Source organism: Acidovorax sp. Leaf73 (genome assembly GCF_916855635.1).
Taxonomy (GTDB): Bacteria; Pseudomonadota; Gammaproteobacteria; order Burkholderiales; family Burkholderiaceae_C; genus Acidovorax; species Acidovorax facilis.
Window position 1 is genome coordinate 219,202 of record NZ_CAKASI010000005.1, and the last position, 25,925, is coordinate 245,126.

20 protein-coding genes are annotated in these 25,925 nt (G+C 65.8%); 12 read left to right on the forward strand and 8 right to left on the reverse strand.

Translation table 11 applies throughout. From position 1 onward, the window contains the following. Nucleotides 1-7: 7 nt before the first annotated feature. From LPA35_RS17745 to LPA35_RS17760, 4 genes are read right to left on the reverse strand one after another with little or no spacing between them, the layout of a single operon-like run. Nucleotides 8-172: a rubredoxin gene (locus LPA35_RS17745; protein ID WP_055398177.1), complete on the reverse strand. Its 165-nt coding sequence runs from the start codon at nucleotides 170-172 to the stop codon at nucleotides 8-10. A gap of 31 nt (nucleotides 173-203) precedes the next feature. After that, nucleotides 204-968: a cytochrome b/b6 domain-containing protein gene (locus LPA35_RS17750; protein ID WP_228897878.1), complete on the reverse strand. Its 765-nt coding sequence runs from the start codon at nucleotides 966-968 to the stop codon at nucleotides 204-206. Between the two features lie 16 nt (nucleotides 969-984). Further along, complete coding sequence (locus LPA35_RS17755) at nucleotides 985-1,509, reverse strand: diheme cytochrome c (protein ID WP_228897879.1); 525 nt, start codon at nucleotides 1,507-1,509, stop codon at nucleotides 985-987. A 10-nt stretch (nucleotides 1,510-1,519) separates the two neighbouring features. Next, nucleotides 1,520-1,924: a DUF1924 domain-containing protein gene (locus LPA35_RS17760; RefSeq protein ID WP_176886357.1), complete on the reverse strand. Its 405-nt coding sequence runs from the start codon at nucleotides 1,922-1,924 to the stop codon at nucleotides 1,520-1,522. 117 nt (nucleotides 1,925-2,041) lie between these two features. Here LPA35_RS17760 and LPA35_RS17765 point away from each other — a divergent pair, with 117 nt between their 5' ends. The 3 genes from LPA35_RS17765 (at nucleotide 2,042) to LPA35_RS17775 (ending at nucleotide 4,643) form a co-directional block, all read left to right on the forward strand. Further along, nucleotides 2,042-2,419 (forward strand): PepSY domain-containing protein, encoded by a 378-nt coding sequence (locus LPA35_RS17765; protein ID WP_121508650.1) that lies wholly within the window; start codon nucleotides 2,042-2,044, stop codon nucleotides 2,417-2,419. 125 nt (nucleotides 2,420-2,544) lie between these two features. After that, the gene (locus LPA35_RS17770) at nucleotides 2,545-3,219 is read left to right on the forward strand and encodes a response regulator transcription factor (RefSeq protein ID WP_228897880.1); all 675 of its coding nucleotides are present in this window, start codon (nucleotides 2,545-2,547) and stop codon (nucleotides 3,217-3,219) included. Then, nucleotides 3,216-4,643 (forward strand): sensor histidine kinase, encoded by a 1,428-nt coding sequence (locus LPA35_RS17775; RefSeq protein WP_228897881.1) that lies wholly within the window; start codon nucleotides 3,216-3,218, stop codon nucleotides 4,641-4,643. Before LPA35_RS17770 ends, LPA35_RS17775 begins: the two co-directional genes overlap by 4 nt. Before the next feature lie 307 nt (nucleotides 4,644-4,950). Here LPA35_RS17775 and LPA35_RS17780 read toward each other — a convergent pair whose 3' ends face one another. Continuing rightward, nucleotides 4,951-7,326: a DUF1631 family protein gene (locus tag LPA35_RS17780; RefSeq protein ID WP_228897882.1), complete on the reverse strand. Its 2,376-nt coding sequence runs from the start codon at nucleotides 7,324-7,326 to the stop codon at nucleotides 4,951-4,953. A 110-nt stretch (nucleotides 7,327-7,436) separates the two neighbouring features. Beyond that, nucleotides 7,437-9,518 carry a sodium-translocating pyrophosphatase gene (locus tag LPA35_RS17785; protein ID WP_228897883.1) on the reverse strand — a complete coding sequence of 694 codons (2,082 nt, stop codon included), beginning with the start codon at nucleotides 9,516-9,518 and terminating at the stop codon, nucleotides 7,437-7,439. A gap of 259 nt (nucleotides 9,519-9,777) precedes the next feature. Between LPA35_RS17785 and ppa the strand changes: the two genes are divergently transcribed. Both ppa and LPA35_RS17795 read left to right on the forward strand, forming a co-directional pair. Next, nucleotides 9,778-10,314: an inorganic diphosphatase gene (gene ppa, locus LPA35_RS17790; protein WP_055398170.1), complete on the forward strand. Its 537-nt coding sequence runs from the start codon at nucleotides 9,778-9,780 to the stop codon at nucleotides 10,312-10,314. Between the two features lie 273 nt (nucleotides 10,315-10,587). Continuing rightward, complete coding sequence (locus LPA35_RS17795; RefSeq protein WP_228897884.1) at nucleotides 10,588-12,423, forward strand: methyl-accepting chemotaxis protein; 1,836 nt, start codon at nucleotides 10,588-10,590, stop codon at nucleotides 12,421-12,423. A 186-nt stretch (nucleotides 12,424-12,609) separates the two neighbouring features. Here the strand turns inward: LPA35_RS17795 and LPA35_RS17800 are convergent, their stop codons facing one another. Then, nucleotides 12,610-13,416 carry a triacylglycerol lipase gene (locus LPA35_RS17800; protein ID WP_228897885.1) on the reverse strand — a complete coding sequence of 269 codons (807 nt, stop codon included), beginning with the start codon at nucleotides 13,414-13,416 and terminating at the stop codon, nucleotides 12,610-12,612. 334 nt (nucleotides 13,417-13,750) lie between these two features. Between LPA35_RS17800 and LPA35_RS17805 the strand changes: the two genes are divergently transcribed. Beyond that, nucleotides 13,751-15,550, forward strand: a complete 1,800-nt coding sequence (locus LPA35_RS17805; RefSeq protein ID WP_228897886.1) for a methyl-accepting chemotaxis protein — start codon at nucleotides 13,751-13,753, stop codon at nucleotides 15,548-15,550. Nucleotides 15,551-15,738: 188 nt separating this feature from the next. Here LPA35_RS17805 and LPA35_RS17810 read toward each other — a convergent pair whose 3' ends face one another. Further along, nucleotides 15,739-17,226, reverse strand: a complete 1,488-nt coding sequence (locus LPA35_RS17810; RefSeq protein WP_228897887.1) for a PLP-dependent aminotransferase family protein — start codon at nucleotides 17,224-17,226, stop codon at nucleotides 15,739-15,741. Between the two features lie 166 nt (nucleotides 17,227-17,392). On the opposite strand from LPA35_RS17810, the gene LPA35_RS17815 reads away from it, so the two are divergent. The 6 genes from LPA35_RS17815 (at nucleotide 17,393) to nusA (ending at nucleotide 25,920) form a co-directional block, all read left to right on the forward strand. Next, nucleotides 17,393-18,187 carry a c-type cytochrome gene (locus LPA35_RS17815; RefSeq protein WP_228897888.1) on the forward strand — a complete coding sequence of 265 codons (795 nt, stop codon included), beginning with the start codon at nucleotides 17,393-17,395 and terminating at the stop codon, nucleotides 18,185-18,187. 14 nt (nucleotides 18,188-18,201) lie between these two features. Continuing rightward, entirely contained in the window at nucleotides 18,202-19,482 is a 1,281-nt protein-coding gene (locus LPA35_RS17820) for a cytochrome c (RefSeq protein ID WP_228897889.1), read from the forward strand. A 57-nt stretch (nucleotides 19,483-19,539) separates the two neighbouring features. Continuing rightward, entirely contained in the window at nucleotides 19,540-19,938 is a 399-nt protein-coding gene (locus LPA35_RS17825) for a thioredoxin family protein (protein WP_228897892.1), read from the forward strand. Nucleotides 19,939-20,108: 170 nt separating this feature from the next. Then, complete coding sequence (locus LPA35_RS17830) at nucleotides 20,109-23,483, forward strand: DEAD/DEAH box helicase (RefSeq protein WP_228897894.1); 3,375 nt, start codon at nucleotides 20,109-20,111, stop codon at nucleotides 23,481-23,483. A 276-nt stretch (nucleotides 23,484-23,759) separates the two neighbouring features. Then, nucleotides 23,760-24,356, forward strand: coding sequence for a ribosome maturation factor RimP (gene rimP / locus LPA35_RS17835; RefSeq protein ID WP_121420487.1), 597 nt, complete (start codon nucleotides 23,760-23,762; stop codon nucleotides 24,354-24,356). 79 nt (nucleotides 24,357-24,435) lie between these two features. Beyond that, nucleotides 24,436-25,920, forward strand: coding sequence for a transcription termination factor NusA (nusA, locus tag LPA35_RS17840; protein WP_121420486.1), 1,485 nt, complete (start codon nucleotides 24,436-24,438; stop codon nucleotides 25,918-25,920). The last annotated feature ends 5 nt before the right edge of the window (nucleotides 25,921-25,925 follow it).

Sequence of the window (25,925 nt, forward strand, 5' to 3'; positions counted from 1 at the left end):
TCACACCTCACACCTCGCACAGCACAAAGTCTGCCTTGCCCACATTGCACTCAGGACACCGCCAATCGTCGGGCACATCGGCCCACAGGGTGCCTGGCGCAATGCCCTCATCGGGCAAGCCTGCAGCTTCGTCATAGATCCAGCCGCAGACCACACACATATAGATTTTCATGGGTTGATCCTGAAAGTTGTTTTGACGGGCTTCAGTCGTCATCGTGGTGTCTGCTGCGCTCGCTCGTCGTGCCGCTGGCAATCAAACCATTGGGCGATTGCTGCCACTCCCATGCGCCAAAGGCCAACACTGCCAGCAGCAGCGCGGCCGCCAGCCAGGTGCGGTTTTTCTGTACCAGGTTGGGCCCGGGGCCTTCCACGCGCCCGGTCAGCATGGGCAGCGCCTGATTCTTGCGCCACAGCATGCTCAGGCCGGCAATCAATGCGAGGTGGGCCAGCACGACAAACAGCATGGCTTCTCCGAAGAACTCGTGCACTTCTTCGATCCAGTCGCCACCCAACACGTCGCCCCAATCGTTGTAGGTGGCATAGCCGCTCAAGGTGATAGGAACGACCAGGACCAGCAGCAGCACCACCGCGAGTGTCATCAGCATGTTTTGCCCCTGGCGCCAGTTCACCTGGCTCACCTGGCTGGCAGAGCGTGCTTGGGACAGGGGGCGCAGCCATGCGGGAGCCCCGGCCAGCTTGCGCCACAGCAGGCCCAGGCCCGAAGTCCGCGGGCCAAAGATTCCGTACAGCACGCGAAAGCCCAGCAGGCCCGCCATGGTGTAGCCCAACGTGACGTGCAGCAGCCGCCAGTGCTCGCCATCGGCGGTGGCGTAGGCACCCACAAAGCAGAGCGCAAACAGCCAGTGGAACATGCGCGTGGGCGCGTCGGTGACCCGGCGGCTGGGCGTTTGGGCAGTCGCTGGCTGCGCTGTGGCGCGGACCGGGTCGAAGGAGGGGGTGGTTTGCATGGTTTTTTCCTTGGGTTCAGTCGTTCCAGGCGCGGCGTGATCGGGCATCCAGCCCCGCGGGCATGCGCAGGTCGTTGTCGTCAAATTGCCCTTGGTCGGCACCCGTGTGGCAGGCCGCGCAGTTGGCGGCGCTTTTCACGCTGGCAAGCTTCCAGGCGGCGGGCTCGATCTTTCGGTGTTTGCGCTCAAACCAGGCTGAGCGGGTGATGCGGTCCTCGGGGGGCTCCTCGTTCACGCGCTTGTAGGTGCCGGCGTGTGCCTGCAGCCACTGGTTGAGCTGGCGCACGGTGGCCGCGTCCAGCGATGCATCGGTGCCATAGTGCTTGTCGAGCCCCGTCATCACGCGGTTCCACGACGCGGCGGGCAGCAGCCCGGGTGGGTAGGCGGTGTGGCAGGCGGCGCATTCCTGCGTGAAAGCACTGGGCACGTTGCGGGGCATGGCGCGCCCGCTGTCCGCATGGGCGCTGGAGATTGACAGCAGGGTCAGTGCGCACACAGCGGTGGCCAGGGCCGCAGGGCGTAGGGGGGCAGGTTTTTTCATGGTGTCGGTCTCAGGGCTTGAGGGCGTTGAGGTACGCCAGCACATCGGCCTTCTCCACAGCCGTGCATTCGCGGCTCAGCACGTCGTTGCAGTTGCGGCGAAACCACTTGTCCACCTTGGCGGTGTCGGTAAAGGCCTTGGGGTTGAAGGCGGGGGCCAGAGGCGCTATCGACTTGCCGGTGCTGGCGTGTTTGCCCTGCGCGGTGGGCGGCGTGCCGTGGCAGGATGCGCAAGACCACTCGCCGCCGTGCCGGGTGGTGAAGAACACCTTGCCCTTGTCGGCATTGCCGGGGCTGCCTGCCTGTGCGCTCCAGTGCGCGAGCTGCTGGGCGGCGGTGGTGTCGGCGGCGTGGCTGGGGCTGGCCGCAGCCCAGAGGCACAGTGCAGCCAGGGCCAGAGTGCGAACGGTTGTCATCGCGGTGTCCTTGTGGGTGTTTGTTGTGGTGTGCAGCCATTGTTGAAACCCCAGCCTGAACGGCGCGTGAAAGGGCTGTTCATCGGCCGTTCAGACACTGCGCGGGACAATGCACCCATGCTTTTTTCCCCCCACCGTGCTTCAGAGCGCTGCCACGCCATGCGCTGGGGTGCGGCAGCTTGTCTGCTGTGGGCGGCAGCGGTAATCGCGCCAAACGCCTTGGCCAGCGGCAAGGACGACCACGACCGCGCCCGCCAGGCCGTGCAGGCGGGCCAGGTGCTGCCGCTGCCTGCAGTGCTGGAGCGCCTGCAGCGTGAAGTGCCCGGCCAGGTGCTCGAAGTGGAGCTGGAGCAGGAGCGGGATCGCTGGATTTACGAGATCAAGCTGCTCACACCTGCGGGGCAATTGACCAAGGTCAAGCTTGATGCACGCACGGGCGAGGTGCTGCGCGTCAAATCGCGCGACGATCAACGTACCGGCCGAGAACACCGCTAAGACTGCCCCGCGTGGGCTCGTGCCCATGCAAGCAGACGAGGCTTCCAATCGCCCGATTTCGCTCCAACCCTTCGGGCAAGGTACTTGTGCGACCCTAAAAAGACACTGAACAGGTTCTATAGCCCATGCGCATCCTCCTCGTAGAAGACGACACGCAGCTGCGCACCCAGTTGCGCACCGCGCTGCAAGGCGCGGGATACACCGTGGACGAGGCCGACAACGGGCGCGACGCGCAGTTTCTGGGCGACACCGAGGCCGTGGATGCCGTGGTGCTGGACCTGGGCCTGCCGGTGGTGGACGGGCTCACGGTGCTCAAGCGCTGGCGGGCCGAGGGGCGCAACATGCCGGTGCTGATCCTCACCGCGCGGGACAACTGGCACGAGAAGGTGGCGGGCATTGATGCGGGTGCCGATGACTACCTGACCAAGCCCTTTCACCTCGAAGAGCTGCTGGCACGCCTGCGCGCGCTGATCCGCCGCGCCAGCGGGCAGGCGTCTGCGGTGCTGCAGTGTGGCGACTGGTTGCTGGACACCCGCAGCGGCCGCGTCACCTGCGCAGGGCAGCCCGTGGCACTCACGGCGCACGAGTACAAGGTACTCGACTACCTCATGCACCGGCCTGGCGTGTTGGTGTCACGCGCCGAGCTGACCGAACACATCTACGCGCAGGACTTTGACCGGGACTCCAACACCATCGAAGTCTTTGTGGGGCGCCTGCGCAAAAAACTGCAGTCGCCGTCGGCCAGCGCGGCCCGTATCGAGACGGTGCGTGGCATGGGCTACCGCCTGGTGCCGCCATGAACCGGGGCGCGAATCGGGGCGGTTTGCACTGGTCACGCTCCCTGCGATTTCGGCTGCTGGCCGTGACCGTGGCGGGGCTGACGGTGGCGGTGGTGCTGGCGGGCCTGGTGCTGAGTGGGCTGTTCCGCGAGCATGTGCAGCGCCAGTTCGAGGCGGCCCTTGTGCAGCAGCTGGACCAGGTCACGGCGCGGCTGGAGTTTGATGCCCAGGGCCAGCCGGTGATTGCTGCCCAGTCGCTGTCGGACCCGCGCTGGCTCAAACCCTATTCGGGCCTGTACTGGCAGGTGGACGCCATGGCGCCCGATGGGCGTGGTCGGGCCGGGGTGCTGCGTTCGCGCTCGTTGTGGGACACCAGCCTGACGCTCCAGGTGGATGCGCTGGCTGACGGTGCCGTGCATATGCACGAAGTGTCAGGCCCGCAGGGCGCGCCGTTGCTGGTGCTGGAGCGCACTGTGCGTGCCGAGGGCGTGGATGCAGCACGCTGGCGCCTGATCGTGGCGGCCGATCTGCAGGCCACCCAAGCGGCCACCGCGCAGTTCACGCGCGTGCTGGCGCTGTCGCTGGCGGCCCTGCTGGTGCTGCTGGCAGCGGCCGCGTGGGCCCAGGTGGCCGTGGGCCTGCGGCCTCTGCAGGCGTTGCAGCGGGGCTTGCAGGATGTGCAGCAGGCACGCACCACACGGTTGCAGGGCGCATTCCCTGCCGAGATGCAGCCGCTGGTGGATGACTTCAACGCCGTGCTGGAACGCAATGCAGAAGTGGTGGAGCGCGCGCGCACCCAGGCAGGCAATCTGGCGCATGCCCTGAAAACCCCGCTTTCGGTGCTGGAGAACGCGGCCTGCGCGCCAGCACCCAGTGATGGCGCAGCGCTGGCTGCACTGGTGCGCGAGCAGGTGCAGGTGGCGCGGCGCCACATCGACTGGCACCTGGCGCGATCCCGCGTGGCTGCATCGGCACACCTGCCGGGCCAGCGCACGGCGCTGGAGTCGGTGGTGGGCGGACTGGTGCGCGTGATGAACAAGGTGCATGCCGGGCGCGGGGTGGACATCACGGTGGCGCTGCCCGATGCCCCGCTGTTCTTTGCGGGCGAGGCGCAGGACCTACAGGAAATGCTGGGTAACCTGCTGGACAACGCCTGCAAATGGGCGCAGTCCACCGTGCGCTTGCAGGCGCAGGTCCTTGGCGGGCAGCCGTCCCAGATGGTCGTCAGTGTCGAGGACGACGGCCCCGGCATCGGTGCGGCGCAGCGTGCGCAGGCGGTGGAGCGTGGCGTGCGGCTGGACGAAACGGTGCCGGGCACGGGGCTGGGCCTGGCCATCGTGCAGGACCTGGCGGCCCTGTACGGCGGGCGGCTGGATCTGGAGCCTGCCGACCTGGGCGGCCTGCGTGTGGTGCTTGTGTTGCCCGCCGCTCGGGAGACGGCGTAAAAAGCCCGCCTGTCAGCGAGAGAGGCGTAAAAAAGCCCGCCGAAGCAGAAGGACGTAAAAAAGCCCGCCGAAGCGGGCTAAGGCCCTGACAAATCCCTTCAATCTCTCGAATGTCGCAAAGCCTTGGACTGGACGCCCCCAGCGTAGCACCCCCGTTGGAGTTTGACTACCCGGGGAACACCAGGGTGTGCCGCGAAGGTGGCGGGCCTTGGCCGGATGGCCAAGGAGATGGGATATTAATTTTGATTGAAAATGGGCTCTAGTACTTATCCATCAAGCGTTATAAGCTATTTTTTTAGGAGTAAATTCATAGCCTGCTCTCCACGCTGTTGCGCATGGCCGCCTGTGCCACGGCGTCCAGGGCGCCGTCCACCACGGTCTGCTCGGTTAACACCTGCACGGCGCCCTGGTGGAAGAGCCGCTCCAGCAGCCGCAGAGTCATCGATTGGGTCCGGCCCGATGCGCTGGTGAAGAGGAAAAGCTGGCCTTGCGAGCCGATCCAGGACAGCTGGGTGCGTTCCCACTGGCCTGCCACTTGCAGGTTGACCCAGGTCCCAACAGCCAATGGGGCCAAGGGCGCGCTTGAGGCCAGGTGGGGCAAAGTGGCCGGGCCGCTGGTGGTGCTGGTGGATTCGGGCACAAGCTCGGCGCTCTCCGATACCGGGGACTGTGAGATGTCCACATAGCCGGATTCCTTGGCCTCGGACGGGGCGACCCACGGATCGTCATCCTCCAGCGGGGCGGGCTGCGCCACAGCCGGTGGTTGGGGCGGCGGGGCGGCGGGCTTGGTGGCCACCCGGGGCCCGGGCTTGAAGGCTTGCTGGTGCAGTTCCATCAGCAGTTCGAAGACGGCCTCGGTTCGGGCGGCCGGGTAGTCGATGGACGCCAGGCCCTCGCGCAGCTTGGCCAGCAGTTTGGGCAGCAGGCGCGCCAGCTGGCCTGTGTTCGCGCGGGTCAAGGCGGGCTGCGTGCTCCAGATCAGGGCGTCCACCAGCTCCTCGTAGCGGCCTGGGTCGGCGCTGCGGGTGGTGTCGGTCAGGCGCGCCTGGGCCATGACTTGGGACCAGGGGCCGAGCAGAAAACGGGAAATTTCGTCGGGCACCTTGCCGAAATCAGGCCGCAGCGAGAGGTCGCGCGAAATCCGGGCGGCCAGCAGGTGGCGCTGTTCAGCGTGCTGCAAGGCCTCGATGGCGCGCTGGCGTTCCTGTTTGCGCTGCTGGTCCTTTTCTGCCCATTTGGCGTGCAATTGCTGGAGCACGTGCTCGAAATCGTCGGGCCCGTCGATGGTGGCGGTGGCCAGCGGGCCCGCGATGTTCATGAGCGAGCGCATAAAGCTCTGGAAGCCGGGGGCTTCGGGGCTGTTGAAGGCCAGGCTGCGGTCGGTGATGTCTTGCAGCAGTCGGCGCGCGGCGTGCTCCTTGTGGCTGAAGAAACGGGGGTCGGCTACGGCCAGCTGTATCAAGGCCGGCTCCAGCGCGCGGATGAACTGTTGCACCGGCCACAGCAGCCGACCATCGCGCGCGATGTTGTCCACCATCAGCGCCACCACCTCCATGCTCAAGGCCTCTCCCAGTCCGCCGGAATGTTTGCGCGGCGGGGCTGCAGGGCTGCCCTCTGTGCTGCTGCCGACCTGCTGCGGGCGCTGGCCCCCCAGTCGCTCCATCATGTGGCCGACCTGGTTCATGGCCTGCAGCGCTTCGAAGGCGGCGGGCACGGTGGCTGCGAAGTCCGTGGCGGGTGGGTCGATGGGGGGCAGCTGGTTGGGGTTATCGAACTCGCGTGCGAATTGGTCCGCGAAGCTCTCGTCTGAATGGGGGGAGGGCGTGTGTGTTGGCGCCGACGTGGGGGCCGGGTTCTCGCTGAACTCGCCCAGCAGCAGGCGGCGCAGGCGGTCGAGTGTGAGCAGCGGGTCGGCCTGGCCCGCGGCTGCGGACAGGTCGTTGTCGGCTGCAAAGCCGGGGGACGCGCCGCCTTCGGTGGGTGCCACATAGACCACCTGACCATCGGCCTGGCGCATCGCATAGCCCACGGGCTGCACGCCGCTGTGCTTGAGCCTGTCAATCTGCGCCAGGTAGAGCCCCCGCAGCTCCGTGCCCAGCGCCTGGGCCATGGGGCCCATCCAGTCGTTGCGCACTTGCGGCGTCACTTGCATCTGCGACACCACGGTTTGCATGGCCTGCAGAAAGACTTCGGGGCGCAGGGGGTTGTGCTCCGGCTGAACGCGGGCCAGGCCCAGGGCCGCGCACACCAGGGCGTCGAGATCGGCCAGCGGCCCTTCCACGGCCGAGATCAGCACCTGACGGGCACGGGCGCGCTCCACGCTGTCGTTGATCTGCGCCTCGTCCATCAGTTCGAGGTCGTCGAAATGGACGGTGAACAGGGAGTGCGTGGGCTTTTCCGCGTTCTGTGCCGTTTCCTGGTCGATTGCCTTGCGCAGCGCATCGGGGTAGCGCTCGCCCATCACGGAAGCGAGCCGCGACAGCTGCTGCCGCGCTTCGTGCATGGCGTTGTGTTCGCCCGGTGTGCGGGCCTGGTCCTGGCGCGTGAGCAGGGACATGCGCGTGGCGTCGGCGACGCGCTCCATCAGGGGTTGGGCCTGGGCCAGCACGTCGCGGACGATGTGCCCGTGGGGCGTGGCATCGCTGGGGGAGGGGGCCGGGGCCGACGGTGTGGTGTGTTTCAAGGCTTCTTCTGGGAGGACGGGAACCGGTGCCCGCCATGGTACGCGGCAAAAAGGGGCCCGCGGCCCCTTGTTTACCTGGATTCCCTGCTTGTCAGACCGGGGCTGTGGCTTCACCCACCGTGAAACTTGACCACCAGCGGCACGATGAGCAGCGCCACGATGTTGATGATCTTGATCAGCGGGTTGATGGCAGGGCCGGCCGTGTCCTTGTAGGGGTCGCCCACGGTGTCACCGGTCACTGCGGCCTTGTGGGCCTCGCTGCCCTTGCCGCCATGGTGGCCGTCCTCGATGTACTTCTTGGCGTTGTCCCACGCGCCGCCGCCCGTGCACATGCTGATGGCAACGAAGAGGCCGGTGACGATGGTGCCCATGAGCAAGCCGCCCAGCGCCTTGGGCCCCAGCAGCAGGCCCACCACGATGGGCACCACCACAGGCAGCAGGCTCGGGATCACCATTTCCTTGATGGCGGCGGTGGTCAGCATGTCCACAGCCTTGCCGTATTCAGGCTTGGCGGTGCCCTCCATTATCCCAGGAATATCGCGGAACTGTCGGCGCACCTCCACCACCACGGCCCCGGCCGCGCGGCCCACGGCCTCCATCGCCATGGCGCCGAACAGGTAGGGGATCAACCCGCCGATGAACAGGCCCACGATGACCAGCGGGTCGGACAGGTCAAACGTGATGGCCTTGCCGTAGCTCTCCAGCTTGTGCGTGTAGTCGGCAAACAGCACCAGCGCGGCCAGGCCGGCGGAGCCAATCGCGTAGCCCTTGGTCACGGCCTTGGTGGTGTTGCCCACGGCGTCCAGCGGGTCGGTGATGTCGCGCACGCTGCTGGGCAACTCGGCCATTTCGGCAATGCCGCCGGCGTTGTCGGTGATGGGACCATAGGCGTCCAGCGCCACCACGATGCCCGCCATGGACAGCATGGACATGGCCGCCACGGCAATGCCGTACAGCCCGGCGAGCTGGTAGGCCGACAGGATGGCCAGGCACACGAAGATCACCGGCCAGGCGGTGGACCGCATGGAAACGCCCAGTCCTGCAATGATGTTGGTGCCATGGCCCGTGGTCGATGCCTGCGCGATGTGCTGCACCGGCGAATACTGCGTGCCGGTGTAGAACTCGGTGATCCACACCAGAGCAGCCGTCAACACCAGCCCGGTGGCGCAGGCACCGAACAGCTTCATCTGGCTGCCGGTGGCGGTGATGGAGTTGTCCGGCATGATCCAGACGGTGACAAAGTAGAAGGCGACGAGCGAGAGCGCACCCGCAATCGCCAGGCCCTTGTACAGCGCGGGCATCACATTCTTCATGCCGGGCGAGGCCTTCACGAAGAAGCAGCCGATGATGGATGCAATGATGGACACGGCCCCCAGCGCCAGCGGGTACACCACGGCGTTGACCGGGGCGGTGGCCACCAGCAGCGCGCCCAGCACCATGGTGGCGATCAGCGTCACCGCATAGGTCTCGAACAGGTCGGCCGCCATGCCGGCGCAGTCGCCCACGTTGTCGCCCACGTTGTCGGCGATCACGGCGGGGTTGCGCGGGTCGTCTTCAGGAATGCCGGCCTCCACCTTGCCCACCAGGTCGGCGCCCACGTCGGCGCCCTTGGTGAAGATGCCGCCGCCCAGGCGCGCAAAGATCGAGATCAGCGACGAGCCAAACGCAAAGCCGATTAGCGGGTTGAGCAGCGTGGCCAGGTTGGCCGTGGGTGTGAGGTTGCCATTGCCGGCCAGGAACCAGTAAAAGCCCGTGACGCCCAACAGGCCCAGCCCCACCACCAGCATGCCGGTGATGGCCCCGCCGCGAAACGCCACGTCCAGTGCCGGTCCAATGCCGTGGGTGGCCGCCTGCGCGGTGCGCACGTTGGCGCGCACCGACACGTTCATGCCGATGAAGCCACAGGCCCCCGACAGAAAGGCGCCCAGCACGAAGCCAACGGCCGTCGTCATGTCCAGAAAGATGCCAATCAGGATGGCCAGCACCACGCCCACGATGGCGATGGTCTTGTACTGGCGGGCAAGGTAGGCCGCCGCGCCGGCCTGGATGGCGGCGGCGATCTCCTGCATGCGGGCGTTGCCCGGGTCTTTGGAAAGAATCCAGCCCCGGGCCCAGATGCCGTAGGCCACCGCGATGAGCCCGCAAACGAGGGCGAGGATGAGAGGGGATGTCAGTGCTGAACTTGCAGCCATTCAATTCTCCTAGGGTTGTGTTGCACGGAGGGGGACCAACGCATCGGTGGCATCCCCGCTGCGTTGCTTCCTCGTGCTCCCCAGGCTTTCGCGGCAAGGAGTCGATTGGCCAACAGACCCAATTTACAGGCAAACGCCGGTTTGCAAGCGGGCAGAAAGGGGCGTGCGCCTAAAATCAGGGTTAATCCCGACGGTTCGTTGCGCTGTGTCAGCGTCGGCCGCTTCGCGGGTTACCGTCAACAAACCACTCTCCAAAGACATGTCCCTCAACAACGTCCCCCCAGGTAAGAACGTCCCCGAAGCCTTCAACGTGGTCATCGAGATCCCGATGAACTCTGACCCGATCAAGTACGAAGTGGACAAGGAATCGGGCGCGATCTTCGTGGACCGTTTCATGACCACGGCCATGCACTACCCCACCAACTACGGCTACGTGCCACAGACGCTGTCGGGCGACGGCGACCCGGTGGATGTGCTGGTGATCACCCCCTACGCGCTGCACCCCGGTGTGGTCGTGCCGTGCCGCCCGCTGGGCATCCTGATGATGGAAGACGAGGCCGGTGTGGATGGCAAGGTCATTGCCGTGCCCACCTCCAAAGTGTTGCCCATGTACGACCACTGGCAGAACATCGACGACGTGAATGCCATGCGCCGCAACGCCATCGCCCACTTCTTCGAGCACTACAAGGACCTGGAAAAGGGCAAGTGGGTCAAGGTGCTGGGCTGGGAAGGCATTGACGCCGCCAAGAAGGAAATCACGGACGGCATCGAGGCTTTCAAGAAGTCGAACGCCTGAAGAAAATTGGGCATCAAATAGCCTCAGGGCTTTTGGGTAAAGCAGGTGTAGCTACAAATACAATAGCCTTCCAGCGTCCCCGACAAAGCATGCGCGCCACAAGCCCGCATGCTTTTTTTTGGCAGCGCGGTGTTGTTCTGTAAGGGGAAAGCCCACTTTGCAGCGCGGCAGGCACTGCTAGACTGCATTTGGTTACAAGTATGCGGTGCTGAGCAATACAGATTGGCATGCGTCGAAGTGCCTTTTGGGCAAACGCAATGTGAAGGGTGATCCATGAGAGTTTCCGATCTGCGCATCGGCGTCAAGCTGGGAGCGGGATTTTTGGCGGTGGTGCTGTTCACCACCTTGCTGGGTGTGATGGCGCTGGTGCAGATGTCCCGCATCCACCAGGGGGCGGACCAGATCGCCACCAACTTGCTGCCCAGCGTGGCGCAAACGGGGGAGCTGCGCGTGTTGCTCAACCGCATGCGGCGCTCCGAGGCGGGGGTGGTCACCTCGCGCAGCGTGGCGGAAGTCAAGGCGTTTTCCGAGCAGGTAACCCTGCGCCACAAGGATCTGGACAAGGTCGAGGTTGCGTACGAGGCCCTCATCGACATGGACAAGGAGCGCGAGGTCTATACCGCCTACAAGCAGCGCAAAGCCGAATACATCAAGCTCCAGGCCAAATTGCTGGAGATCGCCTCGGGCGTGGACTTCACCAACGCCGAGACGCTGGAACTCACCGGCGACGCCCTGGGCATGCTCTATGCGGGCGAGTCGGAAGCCGCTTTTGTCGCCGCGGCAGAAACGCTGGGCGAACTGCAGAAGATCAATTCCGAGGCCGCGTTGCAAGCCAGTGCCGAAGGGCGTGAAGTATTCGCCACGGCGCGCCTGTGGCTGCTGGGCACCCTGGCGGTGTGTGTGGTGCTGGCGGCCTTGCTGGGTGTGGGCATTACGCGCACCGTCTCCCGGCCGGCCCACCATGCTGTGCGGGCGGCCCGCGCAATTGCCGAGGGCGACCTCACCACCGAGGTGCCGCCTGGCGGCAAGGACGAAATGGGCCAGTTGCTCACCGCGCTCGGTGACATGCGTGCCAACCTGGCGCACGTGGTGTCCGGCGTGCGCAGCAACGCGGAAGGCGTGGCCTCGGCGAGCTCACAGATTGCCTCGGGCAACAACGACCTGTCGGCACGCACGGAACAGCAGGCCAGCGCGCTGGAAGAAACGGCAGCCTCGATGGAAGAGCTGGGTTCCACCGTGCGCCAGAACGCCGACAACGCCCGGGCCGCCAACCAGCTGGCGGTGAGCGCCAGCACCGTGGCCGTGCAAGGCGGCGAGGTGGTGGCCGAAGTGGTCGAGACCATGAAAGGCATCAACGACAGCAGCAGAAAGATCGCCGACATCATCAGCGTGATCGACGGCATCGCCTTTCAGACCAACATCCTGGCCCTGAACGCCGCCGTGGAAGCCGCCCGTGCCGGAGAACAAGGCCGGGGCTTTGCGGTGGTGGCCGGTGAAGTGCGCAGCCTGGCAGGGCGCAGCGCAGAAGCCGCCAAGGAAATCAAAGCCCTCATTACCGCCAGCGTAGAGCGCGTGGAACAAGGCACGGCCCTCGTGGACAAGGCAGGAGCCACCATGACCGAAGTGGTGGCCTCCATCCGCCGGGTGACGGACATCATGGGAGAGATCAGCGCCGCCAGCAGCGAACAAAGCGCAGGGGTGGGCCAGGTGGGAGAAGCGGTCACGCAGATGGACCAGGCCACGCAGCAAAACGCAGCGTTGGTGGAAGAAATGGCGGCCGCCGCTAGCGCCCTGAACGCCCAGGCCGGCGAACTGGTCAACGCCGTGGCCGTGTTCAAGCTCGACGCCAACGCCATGCGCAGCGCGCCAGCACCGGCACCCCGAGCGCCCATCGCTGCCCCGGCATTCACCGCCCAACGCGGTGCAGGCGCGACCAAAGGTGCCAGCAAGATCGGCAGCGCAAAGCCCGCCAAACCCCAGGCCAGCCTGGCAGCGCCCAAGGCTAGCGCAGCCGCCCCTGCAGCCAGCACCAGGCCCCCGGTTGCCAGCGCGCCAGCGCCTGCAGCCGCCGCCAAGGGCGGCAACGACGACGAATGGGAGAGCTTCTGAGCGGGCATGCCCCCGCCTGAGGGATAGCGACGAGGGATATGGATAAAAACAGGACCTGGCGCTTGCCCATAAAGCGCAGGTAGCTATCAAAAGAAAAGCACGCTGAGGGGCATCCTCAGCGTGCTTTTTTGTTTTATGTTTTCTATTTCTGTGGGCTGATTGGCTGCATAGCCCCGCGCAAGTCGCTTAGCGGTGGGGGTCTGGATACACCAGGTGCAAGCCCGGAACCCGGGGGCGCTGAAAAGGCTGCCACACCACTTGCGGCCCATGCGGTTGCCCCAGGCGGTCGGCCACGGCCCACCAGGCGCTGGGGTTCAGGCCGATGCCAAAGTGGCTGGCCACCACTTCGATGTTTTCGGTGTGCGGGTTGTGCGCCGCCGGGGCCTGGATGCTGCCGCGCCAGGCCACCACGCCATCTGTGCGCGAGTAGATGCTGGTGGTGGGCACGGGGGGCGCTTCGGGCAGGTTGTAGCTCTCGGTTTCGCGCTCGATGTTGCGGCCGCTGGCGAACTGGTAGATGCGCCAGGCATTGGTCGAGGTGTGGTGCCCTGCGAATGGCGTGCCCAGTGTGATCACACAGCGCACCAGGTCGGGCATCTCCTTGGCCAGTTCGCGGGCATAGACGCCGCCCAAGCTCCAGCCCACCAGGCTCACCTTGCCGCCACTGGCTTGGGCGGCCTCCTGCAGCTGGCGCTTGGCGGTTTCCAGCACGCCATCGCGGGGGCCCAGGTTCAGGCCCTGGCCCCAGCCCAGGGTGTCGTAGTTGCGCGAATCCAGGTAGCGGCGCAGCGGCACGGTGGTGGCGTCACCTGCCGTGAGGCCCGGGAACACGATCACCGTGTGGCCGTCGCCCAGCGGGGCGCGCTGCAGCACCGGCCAGGCGGGCAGCACCGCGCCAAACTCCCAGGGCGCCCGCAGCTCCAGCGCCAGCAGGGGCAGGCTCGGGGCGGGGATGTGGTTGGGATCGGTTTCTTTGTTGCTGAAAAGGGGCATCGGATCGTCAGTCAAAAGCGGAGGGCGCACCTGCGGTAGGGCCGCTGTGGAAGGTAGCATTTTTTTGCCTGCGCACCGGGGCTGGGACTGGAGCTAGCTCTCCAATCCCAACCGGGCAGGCCGGGGCTGCGGCGGGGTGGGGAACGCACTGAACCGACCGGATGCGGCGTTTTGTCAATAAATGCCTGGGCGAGTGCAGGGTGATCTGTGGCGCCCAGGTCGGAGTTGCTGCGCCGCGGCGAAATAGCACTGGTGACAAAGATCGCTCACGGCTAAGGTGGTGACAGCCAAAAAAACCACCTTCAAACCACCACCAGTCCAGAGGAGAAGCAGGATGAATCAGCTGAAGATATCAACCCGACTTACCGTAGCGTTTGCCGTCATGGTGTTGTTGCTCATCGCGCTGGGGGCGGTCAGCCTGATCCAGTCTGCGAGCCAGCGCGCAGAGCTGAAGGATGTGATTGACGTTCGCATCCCCATCACTAAAGCACTGGGCACGTTGACCGACCGGGTGAATGTGCAAGCCATCCAGGTGCGCAATCTGGCGATTTTCACGACCGAGGCCGTGACTAAGTCGTCCATGGACCAGATTGCCGCGTCGAGGGCGGAAGTGGACGCGCAGTACAAAACCCTTGACGCGCTGATCGTCTCGGAAAAAGGCAAAGAAATTCTGGCGCGCATGCAACAGCGGCGCGCAGACTTTGCAAAGATTGGCGTGCAGTACCTCACCATGATCCAGCAAGGGCAGAAGGACGAAGCCACCAAGCTGCTGGAAGAGCAGTATCGCCCCGCGCAGCTTGCCTACCAGGCGGCTATTCAGGAGCAGGTTGAGTTTCAGGCCCAGACCACGGTCAAAGCGGGCGAACGTGCCGAGGCCGCCGCCGCTGCGCTGCAACGGGATGTGTTGATCGCTGGCGTGCTCGCCATTGCGATTGCCGTCTTTCTCGCCATCACCATCATCCGCTCCATCACCCGCCCCCTGGCGCAGGCCGTGGAGGCTGCCGACCGTGTGGCCAGCGGCGATCTCAGTGGCCAGATCACCGTGAGTTCCAAGGACGAAACCGGCCACCTGCTGGGCGCCTTGCAGCGCATGCAGCAAAGCCTGGTGAACACCGTGGGCTCGGTGCGCCAGAACGCGGAAGGGGTTGCCTCGGCGAGCTCACAGATTGCCTCGGGCAACAACGACCTGTCGGCACGCACGGAACAGCAGGCCAGCGCGCTGGAAGAAACGGCAGCCTCGATGGAAGAGCTGGGTTCCACCGTGCGCCAGAACGCCGACAACGCCCGGGCCGCCAACCAGCTGGCGGTGAGCGCCAGCACCGTGGCCGTGCAAGGCGGCGAGGTGGTGGCCGAAGTGGTCGAGACCATGAAAGGCATCAACGACAGCAGCAGAAAGATCGCCGACATCATCAGCGTGATCGACGGCATCGCCTTTCAGACCAACATCCTGGCCCTGAACGCCGCCGTGGAAGCCGCCCGTGCCGGAGAACAAGGCCGGGGCTTTGCGGTGGTGGCCGGTGAAGTGCGCAGCCTGGCAGGGCGCAGCGCAGAAGCCGCCAAGGAAATCAAAGCCCTCATTACCGCCAGCGTAGAGCGCGTGGAACAAGGCACGGCCCTCGTGGACAAGGCAGGAGCCACCATGACCGAAGTGGTGGCCTCCATCCGCCGGGTGACGGACATCATGGGAGAGATCAGCGCCGCCAGCAGCGAACAAAGCGCAGGGGTGGGCCAGGTGGGAGAAGCGGTCACGCAGATGGACCAGGCCACGCAGCAAAACGCAGCGTTGGTGGAAGAAATGGCGGCCGCCGCTAGCGCCCTGAACGCCCAGGCCGGCGAACTGGTCAACGCCGTGGCCGTGTTCAAGCTCGACGCCAACGCCATGCGCAGCGCGCCAGCACCGGCACCCCGAGCGCCCATCGCTGCCCCGGCATTCACCGCCCAACGCGGTGCAGGCGCGACCAAAGGTGCCAGCAAGATCGGCAGCGCAAAGCCCGCCAAACCCCAGGCCAGCCTGGCAGCGCCCAAGGCTAGCGCAGCCGCCCCTGCAGCCAGCACCAGGCCCCCGGTTGCCAGCGCGCCAGCGCCTGCAGCCGCAGCCAAGGGCGGCAACGACGACGAATGGGAGAGCTTCTGAGCGGGTATGCCCCCGCCTGAGGGATAACGACGAGGGATATGGATAAAAACAGGCCCTGGCGCTTTCCCATCAAGCGCGGGTAGCTATCAAAAGTAAAGCACGCTGAGGATGCCCCTCAGCGTGCTTTTTTGTTTTCGCCCTGGCTCAGGCCCGTGTCTGTGCCGGACAGGTTGTGCTGCGTCGCCGCTCTATAGATTTGAGTTGTTGGTGCGCTCACCAGGGGGTGTGCGCGCACCCTCGGCCGCCAGCACAGTGGCCAGGCGGCCCACGCATTCCAGGGCGGGTTGCAGGCGGTCGTGTGCCGGGTGCCCGTAGTTGATGCGCACGCAGTGCGCAAAACGCCGGTCGGCCGAAAAAATCTGCCCGGGCGCCAGGCTGATGCCCTGCGCGAGTGCCTGGCGATGCAGCGCCAGTGCATCGACCTCCTGCGGAAGCTCTGCCCACAAAAAGTAGCCCCCCTCGGGCCGCGACACGCGCGTGCCCCGCGGGAAGTGCTTGGCCACCGCCTCCAGCGCAATCGCCTGCTGCTGTTCCAGGCTGCGGCGCAGCGCGCGCAGGTGCCGGTCGTAGCCGCCCTGGGCCAGGTATTCGGAAAGCGCCTGCTGCGAAGGTGTGGCGGCTGATAGCGTGGTCATCAGCTTGAGCCGTTGCACCGCCGTGGCAAAGCGGCCCGCCGCCACCCAGCCCACGCGGTAGCCGGGCGCCAGGCTTTTGCTGAACGAGCTGCAGTGCATGACCAGCCCCGTGCCATCAAACGCCTTGGCAGGCGGCGGGCGCTGGGGGCCGTAGTGCAGTTCGCCATACACGTCGTCCTCGATCAGCGGCACGCCGTGGCGGGCAAGCAGGGCGACCAGTTCGCTCTTTTTTCCCTCCGGCATCAGGCTACCCAGAGGGTTTTGAAAGCTGGGCATGAGCCAGCAGGCCTTGATGTGCTGGTGGGGGGGCTGGCGCTCCAGCGCCTCGGCCAGCGCGGCCAGGTCAATGCCGTCGCGCGGGTGGGTGGCGATTTCCAGCGCCTGCAGGTTCAGCCGCTCCAGGGCCTGCAGCGCGGCGTAAAAGGTGGGCGATTCGACCACCACCACATCGCCCGGCTGGGTGACGGCCTCCAGGCAGAGGTTGAGCGCCTCCATCGCGCCGTTGGTGATGATGATTTCTTCCACATCCACCGCCATGCCGTGCAGGCCATAGCGCAGTGCGATCTGCTGGCGCAGGCGTTCGTCACCCGGTGGCAGGCTTTGCACGATGTTCCACGGGTCGAGCTTGCGCATGCCGCTGGCCAGGCACCGCGCCAGGCGGTCCAGCGGAAACAGCTCCAGCCCCGGGAAGGCAGAGCCCAGCGGTACCAGGTCGCGGTCACGGGCCAGGCCCAGCACTTCGAACACCAGGTCGCTGATGGCCACGCCGGTGGAGGTGGCGGCGGGCTGCGAGGGCAGGGGCTCGGCGGGGCGGGCCTCGGCCGTACTGGGCAGCCGGGCGCTCACGTAGTAGCCCGAGCGCGGGCGGGCGTGGATGAGGCCCTGTGCCTCCAGCAGGTAATACGCCTCGAACACGGTGGACGGGCTGATGCCCCGCGTGCGGCTGGCCTCGCGCACCGAAGGCACGCGGTCGCCAGGCCGCAGCGCGCCGCTGTGGATGAGCTGCGCGATGGTGTCAGCGTGGCGTTCGTAGCGTTTCATTGGGGTGGTGGGGCTGGCTGCTTGTCAAACTGATCTGTATTTTTAACAGGAAACTGAATCTGTACTGTTTTTGCCGCTGGGCGTAGAGTGTCGGCTTGTGTTGGTGCATGCCCCGAGCGCACGGCTTGTAGGTGCCCGCCGACCGTTTCCCCACGGAAAAATCCCCATGATCGATTGCCTGCGCGGCTTGCTGCGCCCTGTTTTTTCCGCACCCGGCGCGGCTGCCCTGGTGGCGCTGGCGTTGACGGCTGGCGCTGCGGCCCAGACGGTGCCCGCCAGCACGCCTCCTGCCACCCCTGCGGCCACGGTGCCCGTGTCGTCCATGTCCTCGCGCGTGCTGGCCTGTACCGCGTGCCACGGCAAAGAGGGCCGGGCCACGCCAGATGGGTACTTTCCGCGCATTGCGGGCAAACCGGCGGGCTACCTGGCCAACCAACTGCTCAACTTTCGGGACGGGCGGCGCAGCTACCCGCAGATGACTTACCTGATTGAACACCTGACCGACGACTACCTGCGCGAGATGGCCGAGCACTTTGCAGCGCTGGACTTGCCTTACCCGCCGCCGCCCGCACCACAAGCGCCCGCCGCTGTGCTGGAGCAAGGCCGCAAGCTGGTGCAAGGGGGGGATGGGGCCCGCAACATCCCCGCCTGCGTGGCCTGCCATGGCGCAGCCATGACGGGTGTGACCCCGTCCATACCCGGCCTGCTAGGCCTGCCGCGCGACTACCTCAACAGCCAGCTGGGTGCCTGGAAGACCGGCCAGCGCCGGGCGCATCTGCCCGACTGCATGGCCTACATTGCCCGCCAGCTCACGCCCGACGATGTGAGTGCTGTCTCGGCCTGGTTGGCCGCCCAGCCCGTGGTGGCGGGGGGCAAGCCCGCCCGCACCTTGCCCGCTGCGATGCCCGCGCGCTGCGGTGGTGTGGCCGAAGTGCCCGTGGCCGCTGCGGCTGCACGTTGAGAAGGGATGCACCGATGAAACGCATCCTCTGGACGATCTCTTCCATTCTGGCCGCGTTGGGCATTGCGGCAGCACTGCTGATCAGCCTGAACTTGCGCGGCGAAGAGCCTATGCCCGCTGGCGAAACACTGCAGAGCACACCTGAATTGATTCAGCGTGGCGAGTACCTGGCCCGCGTGGGCAACTGCATGGCCTGCCACACCACGCAGGGCGGTGCGCCGTTTGCGGGCGGCCGCGGCATCGAGACGCCGTTTGGTGTGGTGCACAGCTCCAACCTCACGCCCGACAAATCGCATGGCATTGGCAGCTGGACCTCTGCCGAGTTCTGGCGCGCCATGCACCACGGCCGCAGCAAGGACGGGCGGCTGTTGTATCCGGCCTTTCCATACCCCAACTACACGCAGGTGACGCGCGAGGATTCGGACGCCGTCTTTGCCTACCTGCACAGCCTGCCCGCCGCCGCTGAAGCCAACCGCGACCACGCGCTGCGTTTTCCGTACAACACGCAGGCGGCGCTGGGTGTTTGGCGGGCGCTGTTCTTCACGCCCGGGGCGCCTCAACCCGAACCCACGCAGTCGGCTGAATACAACCGGGGCGCTTACCTGGTCAACGGCCTGGGCCATTGCACCGCCTGCCACACGCCGCGCAACGCATTGGGCGCCTCCACCGACGCCAAGGCCTTTACCGGCGGGCTGATCCCGGTGCAGAACTGGTATGCCCCTGCGCTCAATGCCGCGCATGAGGCGGGCGTGAAGGAGTGGGCGACCGACGACGTGGTGGCCTTGCTGAAAACCGGCGTGGCCCCGCAGGGCTCAGTGCTGGGGCCCATGGCCGAGGTGGTGTTCCGCAGCACGCAGTATCTGAGCGATACCGATGCGCGTGCCATGGCGGTGTATCTGCAGGTGCTGCCGCAGCAAGAACACAAAGTGCCTGCTGCCGGGGCCGCGCCCCCGGCCAGCGCCCTGGCGCGCGGCGCCAAGGTGTACGAACAGCACTGCGCCCAATGCCACGGCGACCAGGGGCAGGGCGAGCTCGGCGCCTTCCCCGCGCTGGCGGGCAACCGCGCCGTCACGCTGGCCGACCCCACCAACCTGGTGCGTGTGGTGCTGCAGGGTGGCTACCTGCCTGCCACGGCGGGCAACCCGCGCCCGCATGGCATGCCACCGTTCCAGCAGTTTCTGTCCGACGAGGACGTGGCGGCGGTGACGACCTTTGTGCGCAACAGCTGGGGCAACCAGGCGCCGGGTGTGGGTACCATCGAGGTTTACCGCGCCCGCGAACGACGCGGTTTGTAGCGCGGGGCCTGCTGTTTTCACAGGGCTCCCGCCACGCCAGCCCCAGGAGCCCGTTTGATGTCCAGCCCCGCCGCACTGCCCCCGTCCACCCCCCCAAGCCCTGCGGCCGCCACGCCCGGTGGCTGGTGGGCCGTGTGCTTGTGCGCTGCGTGGTGTGGCACCTGTGGCATCTACCGCCCCCTGTTCAACGAATTGGCCCGCGCGCATCCGGAGGTGCGTTTTGAATGGGTGGACATCGAAGACGAGTCCGATCTGGCTGGCGACCTGGACGTGGAAACCTTTCCAACCCTGCTGATTGCCGACGGCCAGCGCGCGCTGTTCCTGGGCCCCTTGCTGCCCCAGGCGCCCGTGCTGGCCCGGCTGCTGGCCAGCCTACAGGCTGCCCCTGGCAGCGCAGGGGCGGGCAGCGAGGCCCAGGGCGTTTTTGAGCGCGTGCGCGCCGCGCGCAGCCGGTAAGCGTCGCGTTCTAAATACTCACTCAATGCTCATTTTTTAGTAGCTGCTAGCGCTTGATAGTAAAGCGCTAGGGCCACTTTCCGCTTTTATTTGTGTCTTCCCCCACTGCTCCGTCCTTTTCCCTCAGCTCGCTGCAGGCCCACTGCGACCAAGGCGCATGGTCGCGCGGTATGGGACTTTTCCGGCAGTCCGCCGTCGTCCGCATCGACGTTGAAGAGGAAGGCAAAGGCGTCTGGCGCATCGGCGGCGAAGTGCAGGGCACCCAACCCGAGCCGTACGCGCTGTCGGTAGAGCTGGTGCTGGCGCCCAACGGCCAGGTCCGCTCCTGGACGGGCGAATGCACCTGCCCGGTGGGCGAAGACTGCAAACACGCCGTAGCCCTGACGCTGAAGGCCCTGGACATGCGCCCAGGCGCAGAGCCTGCCCCCCGTTCGCCCCCTACAGCGCAGGCCGCGCAAGCGCTGCAGGCTATGCAGGAGCGCGTTGCCGCCCAGGCCCGCGCAGAGGCCGAGGCCCGCCTGGTGCGTTGGCTGAACGACTGGGATCTGGCGGCAGACAACGCCGCGCCGCCACTGGCTGGCGCGCGGGCAGACCGGCCGGAGTGTTACCTCTACCTGCTCTCCACCATCGGGCGCCTGCGCAATGGCGCGCCACAGCTGCAGATCGAGGCCGTGGTGTCCTACCCCAAGCTCACCGGCGGCTGGGCCAAGCCCAAGGCCGTCCGGACCCAACCTGGACCCGGCCAGGCGGTGTATGACCGCGCCACGGATGCGGACCGCCAGCTGCTGCAACTGCTGCGTGCCATGCCGCGCAGCGTGGGCTACTACTCGGCCTACAGCGGCGCGCCGACGGGTGTGCTGGAGGGAGCTGTAGGCCTGCTGGCACTGCAGCAGGCGGCTGCCACGGGGCGTCTGTTTGTGGATGCAGGCGGCTCCACGGTGGGCGTGCCGCTGCGCTGGGGCGATCCGCTGCCCATTGCCTGGGCCTGGAAAGAAAAAGTCGCGTCCGGTGGTGGCGACGGTGGCGACAACGCCTGGACCTTGCAGGCCCGCCTGCCCAGCCCCAGCGCCACGCTGTGTGCTAACCACCCGCCCCTGTACCTCGATGTCGCCCAGGGCCTGTGCGGCCCCGTGTCGGCCGAGGGGTTGAGCCCCGAACAACTGGAACTGTTGCTGCAGGCGCCTCCGCTCGCCGCCGCCGCGCTGCAAAAACACCATGCCGAGGTGGCGAGCCGCCTTGGGGGCATGCTGCCGCTGCCGCCGGTGCTCAGCCCTCTCACACGCGTGCAGGGCGTCAGGCCCGTGGCGCGCCTGCACCTGGCGCCCGTGCCCGAAGCCGATGTGCCGGGCCTGGGCCTCATCACCGCCCAGTTGCGCTTTGACTACCAGGGCCATGTGGGCTGGTGGGCCGGGCAGGACCTGAGTGTGCTGGTGACTGGCGCCGACGGCAGTCAGGTGCTGCTGCAGCGCGACGCGGCGGCCGAGCTGGATGCCATTGAACGCCTGATGGACCTGGGCCTGCTGGCCACCGACGATGGCCTGTTCGGCATCCCCGGCGAGGAATCGCAGGACGACTGGATGCACTGGTTTGACAACGGGTTTTCTGTGTTGCGCGAGGCCGGTTTTGTGCTTAGGCAGGACGCGGCGCTGGACGGCTGGATCACCCATGCCGACACGCTGGACGTGTCACTGCAACCCAGTGGCGAAGATGAGGCCACATCGCCCTGGTTTGCGCTGTCGCTGGGCATGGAAATCAACGGCGTGCGCCACAACATCCTGCCGTTGCTGCCCCTGCTGATCGCCGCTGCCGCCCAGCAGCCGCCCGACCCCGTCACTGGACAGCCGCAGCTGCCGCCGTTTGCTTACCTGCGGGGTGTGGGTACATCGGGTTTTGTGCGGGTGCCGACCGACGCGCTGCGCCCCTGGATGGCCGCCTTGCTGGACCTGGTGGGCGACCGCGCGCACGATTTCAGGGGCGAGAGCCTCAAGCTCTCGCGCATGGACGCGCTGCGCACCAGCGCCGCGTTGGGCGAGGGCGCGGTGTGGCAGGGCGCCGATGCCTTGCGCGCCATGGTGGCTCAGTTGCAGGGCGTTGGCGCCTTGCCGGAGGTGCCTTTGCCCGCCAGCGTGCGGGCCACCTTGCGGCCGTACCAGCAGCAGGGGCTGAACTGGCTGCAGTTTCTGAGTGCCCACGGACTGGCCGGGGTGCTGGCCGACGACATGGGCCTGGGCAAGACGCTGCAGACCCTGGCACACATCCAGGTCGAAAAAGACGCGGGGCGGCTGACCGCACCTGCGCTGGTCATTGCACCCGTGAGCCTCATGGGCAACTGGCAGCGCGAGGCGGCCCGCTTTTGCCCTGGGCTGCGTTGTCTGGTGCTGCATGGCGCCGGCCGACACGGCATGGCAGATACAGTCACCGAGCATGACCTGGTCATTGCCCCGTATTCGCTGCTGCAGCGCGACCGCGAGCGCTGGTTGGCGCACCAGTGGCACCTGGTGGTGCTGGATGAAGCGCAGAACATCAAGAACGCCAGCACGCATGCCGCGCAGGTGGTCAGCCAGCTGCAGGCGCGCCACCGGCTGTGCCTGTCGGGCACGCCCATGGAAAACCACCTGGGCGAGATCTGGAGCCTGTTTCACTTTTTGATGCCAGGTTTTCTGGGCAGTCAGACACGCTTCAAGGAGGTGTTTCGCACGCCCATCGAAAAGCAGGGCGACGGCGCGCGCATGGCGCAGCTGCGCTCGCGCATCACGCCTTTTATGCTGCGCAGGACCAAGGCCCTGGTGGCGGGCGAGCTGCCGCCCAAGGTCGAGTCGGTGATGCCCGTGGAACTGACCGGCACGCAGGCCGATCTGTACGAAACCATCCGCCTGGGTATGGAAAAAACCGTGCGCGAAGCCTTGCAGACCAAGGGGCTGGCCAAGTCGCAGATCACCATCCTCGATGCGCTGCTCAAGCTGCGCCAGGTGTGCTGCCACCCGCAACTTGTGCCGCTAGATGCCGCCAAAAAGGTCAAGACATCGGCCAAGCTGGACCAGCTGATGGCGCTGCTGCCCGAGATGCTGGCCGAGGGGCGGCGCATTTTGCTGTTCTCGCAGTTCACCAGCATGCTCACGCTGATCGAGGCCGAGCTGAAAAAACGCAACCTGCCCTGGGTCAAGCTCACGGGGCAGAGCCAGAAGCGCGACGCGATCATCGAACAGTTCACCAGCGGGCAGGTGCCGCTGTTTTTGATCAGCCTGAAGGCGGGCGGGGTGGGGCTGAACCTGCCGCAGGCCGACACGGTGATTCACTACGACCCCTGGTGGAACCCGGCGGTGGAAAACCAGGCCACCGACCGCGCCCACCGCATTGGACAGACACAGAGCGTATGGGTGATCAAACTGGTGGCGCAGGGCACGATTGAAGAGCGAATTTTGGCGCTGCAGGAGCGCAAGGCGCAGCTGGCGGGCAGTCTGTACAGCGACTCCGCTGCACGCAAGGAGCCGCTGTTCACCGAGGGCGATCTGGCTGAGCTGCTGCAGCCGCTATCACTGTCATAGCTGCTCGCGCCGATTGGATAAGCGCCAGGTGCCGTTTTGGCACCACATCGTCCGGCAGGCCGCATGCACACTGGCCTGGGCGCGTTGACAACAGTTTTGCCCGTCCGCGCCTTTGCAAATCAACACTTTGCGCGCTACAATACGACTCTCACGACCAAACGGGCGGGTACCAACCGCCCGTTTTTTTTGGTCGAACGCTTTTGGAGCTCGAAGCTGTCGGGGAAGAGTCTCCGGGGGTTATCGGGTTTTTTGTTTTTCCGGGATTGAACTGAACACGTGGCATTGCAGCAAGTCGTTGAACAAATTGTGACGGGCCTGGGGTATGACCTGGTGGAGATCGAACGCTCCGCTGGCGGTTTGCTGCGCGTCACCATCGACTTGTCCTGGGTGCAGCCGGCCGCTGATGCGCCCCAGCCCGTGATTGATCAGTTCGTGACCGTCGAGGATTGCGAGAAGGTCACGCGCCAGCTGCAGTTTGCGCTGGAGGTCGATGGCGTCGAGTACAAGCGCCTCGAAGTGTCGTCCCCCGGCATCGATCGCCCTCTGCGCCATGAGCAAGACTTTGTTCGCTTCGAGGGTTCGGTCATTGACGTCACCCTGAAGGCGCCCATCGGCGTTGCGGCGGCGGCGGGGCAGGTCAATGCCACCCGCAAGAAATTTCGCGGCACGCTGGAGCGCGCCGAGGCTGGGGGGTGGCAGATTGTCTGGAGTGACGAGCCGCCGGTCAAGCCAGGTCAAAGGGTCAGCAAGAAACGTGTGCCCGCCCCATTGCAGGCGCTGGGCTTTACCTTGGACGAGGTTCGGGATGTGCGCCTGGCGCCCATCGTGGATTTCAAGGGGCGTGCAGGCAAGGCTGGGGCGGCACCCGCCTGAGTGGCTGCTGAAAAATTGGGGTGGGTGGCAGCCGCGCGCAGCCTCCGCCTTCGGGTGATTGAAACAGGAGAGTCGTCGCATGAATCGCGAATTGTTGATGTTGGTTGAGGCCATTTCGCGCGAAAAGAACGTGGAGCGTGATGTGGTCTTGGGCGCCGTGGAGTCGGCCCTGGCCCAGGCTACCAAGAAGCTGTACCAGGGCGAGGTGGACATTCGCGTGTCCGTAGATCGCGACAGCGGCAACTATGAGACTTTCCGTCGCTGGCTGGTGGTGCCCGATGATGCCGGCCTGCAAAACCCCGAGGCCGAAGAGCTGCTGATGGATGCGAAGGACCGCATTCCGGACATCGAAGTGGGCGAGTACATCGAAGAAGGTGTCGAGTCCGTGCCGATCGGCCGCATCGGCGCCATGGCTGCCAAGCAGGTCATCCTGCAGAAGATCCGCGACGCCGAGCGTGAAATGCTGCTCAACGACTTCATGTCGCGCGGCGAGAAAATCTTTACCGGCACCGTCAAACGCATGGACAAGGGTGACATCATTGTCGAATCCGGCCGTGTGGAAGGACGTCTGCGCCGTGGCGAGATGATCCCGAAGGAAAACCTGCGCAGTGGCGACCGTGTGCGCGCCATGATCATGGAAGTGGACCTGACGCTGCGCGGCGCTCCCATCATCCTGTCGCGCTCGGCCCCCGAGTTCATGATCGAACTCTTCCGCAACGAAGTGCCTGAGATCGAACAAGGCCTGCTGGAAATCAAGTCCTGCGCCCGTGACCCCGGCTCGCGCGCCAAGATCGCCGTGCTGAGCCATGACAAGCGCGTGGACCCCATTGGCACTTGCGTCGGTGTGCGTGGCACCCGCGTCAATGCGGTGACCAACGAACTCGCTGGCGAACGCGTGGACATCGTGCTGTGGTCCGAAGACCCCGCACAGTTTGTGATCGGAGCCCTGGCCCCGGCCAACGTGTCCTCCATCGTGGTCGATGAAGAAAAACACGCCATGGATGTGGTCGTGGACGAGGAAAATCTCGCCATCGCCATTGGCCGTGGTGGTCAGAACGTGCGTCTGGCGTCCGATCTGACCGGCTGGAAGATCAACATCATGGACGCCGCCGAAAGCGCGCAAAAGCAGGCCAACGAGACCGACACGGCCCGCAAGCTGTTCATGGAAAAGCTCGATGTGGACGAGGAAATCGCCGACATCCTGATCTCCGAAGGCTTCAACAGCCTCGAAGAAGTGGCCTATGTGCCGCTGCAGGAAATGCTGGAGATCGAAAGCTTCGACGAAGACACCGTCAACGAGTTGCGTGCCCGTGCCAAGGATGCGCTGCTCACGATGGAAATCGCCCGTGAGGAAAGCGTGGAAGAGGTCTCCCAGGACCTGCGCGACCTCGAAGGCCTCACCCCCGAGCTGATTGCCAAGTTGGCTGAAGGCGGTGTGCACACACGTGACGACCTGGCCGATCTGGCCATTGATGAACTGACCGACCTGACCGGACAGTCTGAAGAAGATGCCAAAGCCTTGATCATGAAGGCGCGCGAACACTGGTTCGCGGGGCAAGAGTAAAGGTC

Excerpts from the sequence above, each read along its gene's own strand:
- LPA35_RS17815 (WP_228897888.1), top strand. The coding sequence starts at position 17,393 with ATGATCGATTGCCTGCGCGGCTTGCTGCGCCCTGTTTTTTCCGCACCC.
- LPA35_RS17795 (WP_228897884.1), top strand. The coding sequence starts at position 10,588 with ATGAGAGTTTCCGATCTGCGCATCGGCGTCAAGCTGGGAGCGGGATTT.
- LPA35_RS17800 (WP_228897885.1), bottom strand. The coding sequence starts at position 13,416 with ATGCCCCTTTTCAGCAACAAAGAAACCGATCCCAACCACATCCCCGCC.
- LPA35_RS17750 (WP_228897878.1), bottom strand. The coding sequence starts at position 968 with ATGCAAACCACCCCCTCCTTCGACCCGGTCCGCGCCACAGCGCAGCCA.
- LPA35_RS17755 (WP_228897879.1), bottom strand. The coding sequence starts at position 1,509 with ATGAAAAAACCTGCCCCCCTACGCCCTGCGGCCCTGGCCACCGCTGTG.
- LPA35_RS17830 (WP_228897894.1), top strand. The coding sequence starts at position 20,109 with ATGGGACTTTTCCGGCAGTCCGCCGTCGTCCGCATCGACGTTGAAGAG.
- LPA35_RS17825 (WP_228897892.1), top strand. The coding sequence starts at position 19,540 with ATGTCCAGCCCCGCCGCACTGCCCCCGTCCACCCCCCCAAGCCCTGCG.
- LPA35_RS17760 (WP_176886357.1), bottom strand. The coding sequence starts at position 1,924 with ATGACAACCGTTCGCACTCTGGCCCTGGCTGCACTGTGCCTCTGGGCT.
- LPA35_RS17775 (WP_228897881.1), top strand. The coding sequence starts at position 3,216 with ATGAACCGGGGCGCGAATCGGGGCGGTTTGCACTGGTCACGCTCCCTG.
- LPA35_RS17770 (WP_228897880.1), top strand. The coding sequence starts at position 2,545 with ATGCGCATCCTCCTCGTAGAAGACGACACGCAGCTGCGCACCCAGTTG.
- LPA35_RS17805 (WP_228897886.1), top strand. The coding sequence starts at position 13,751 with ATGAATCAGCTGAAGATATCAACCCGACTTACCGTAGCGTTTGCCGTC.
- nusA (WP_121420486.1), top strand. The coding sequence starts at position 24,436 with ATGAATCGCGAATTGTTGATGTTGGTTGAGGCCATTTCGCGCGAAAAG.
- LPA35_RS17810 (WP_228897887.1), bottom strand. The coding sequence starts at position 17,226 with ATGAAACGCTACGAACGCCACGCTGACACCATCGCGCAGCTCATCCAC.
- LPA35_RS17820 (WP_228897889.1), top strand. The coding sequence starts at position 18,202 with ATGAAACGCATCCTCTGGACGATCTCTTCCATTCTGGCCGCGTTGGGC.
- LPA35_RS17745 (WP_055398177.1), bottom strand. The coding sequence starts at position 172 with ATGAAAATCTATATGTGTGTGGTCTGCGGCTGGATCTATGACGAAGCT.
- LPA35_RS17765 (WP_121508650.1), top strand. The coding sequence starts at position 2,042 with ATGCTTTTTTCCCCCCACCGTGCTTCAGAGCGCTGCCACGCCATGCGC.
- ppa (WP_055398170.1), top strand. The coding sequence starts at position 9,778 with ATGTCCCTCAACAACGTCCCCCCAGGTAAGAACGTCCCCGAAGCCTTC.
- LPA35_RS17785 (WP_228897883.1), bottom strand. The coding sequence starts at position 9,518 with ATGGCTGCAAGTTCAGCACTGACATCCCCTCTCATCCTCGCCCTCGTT.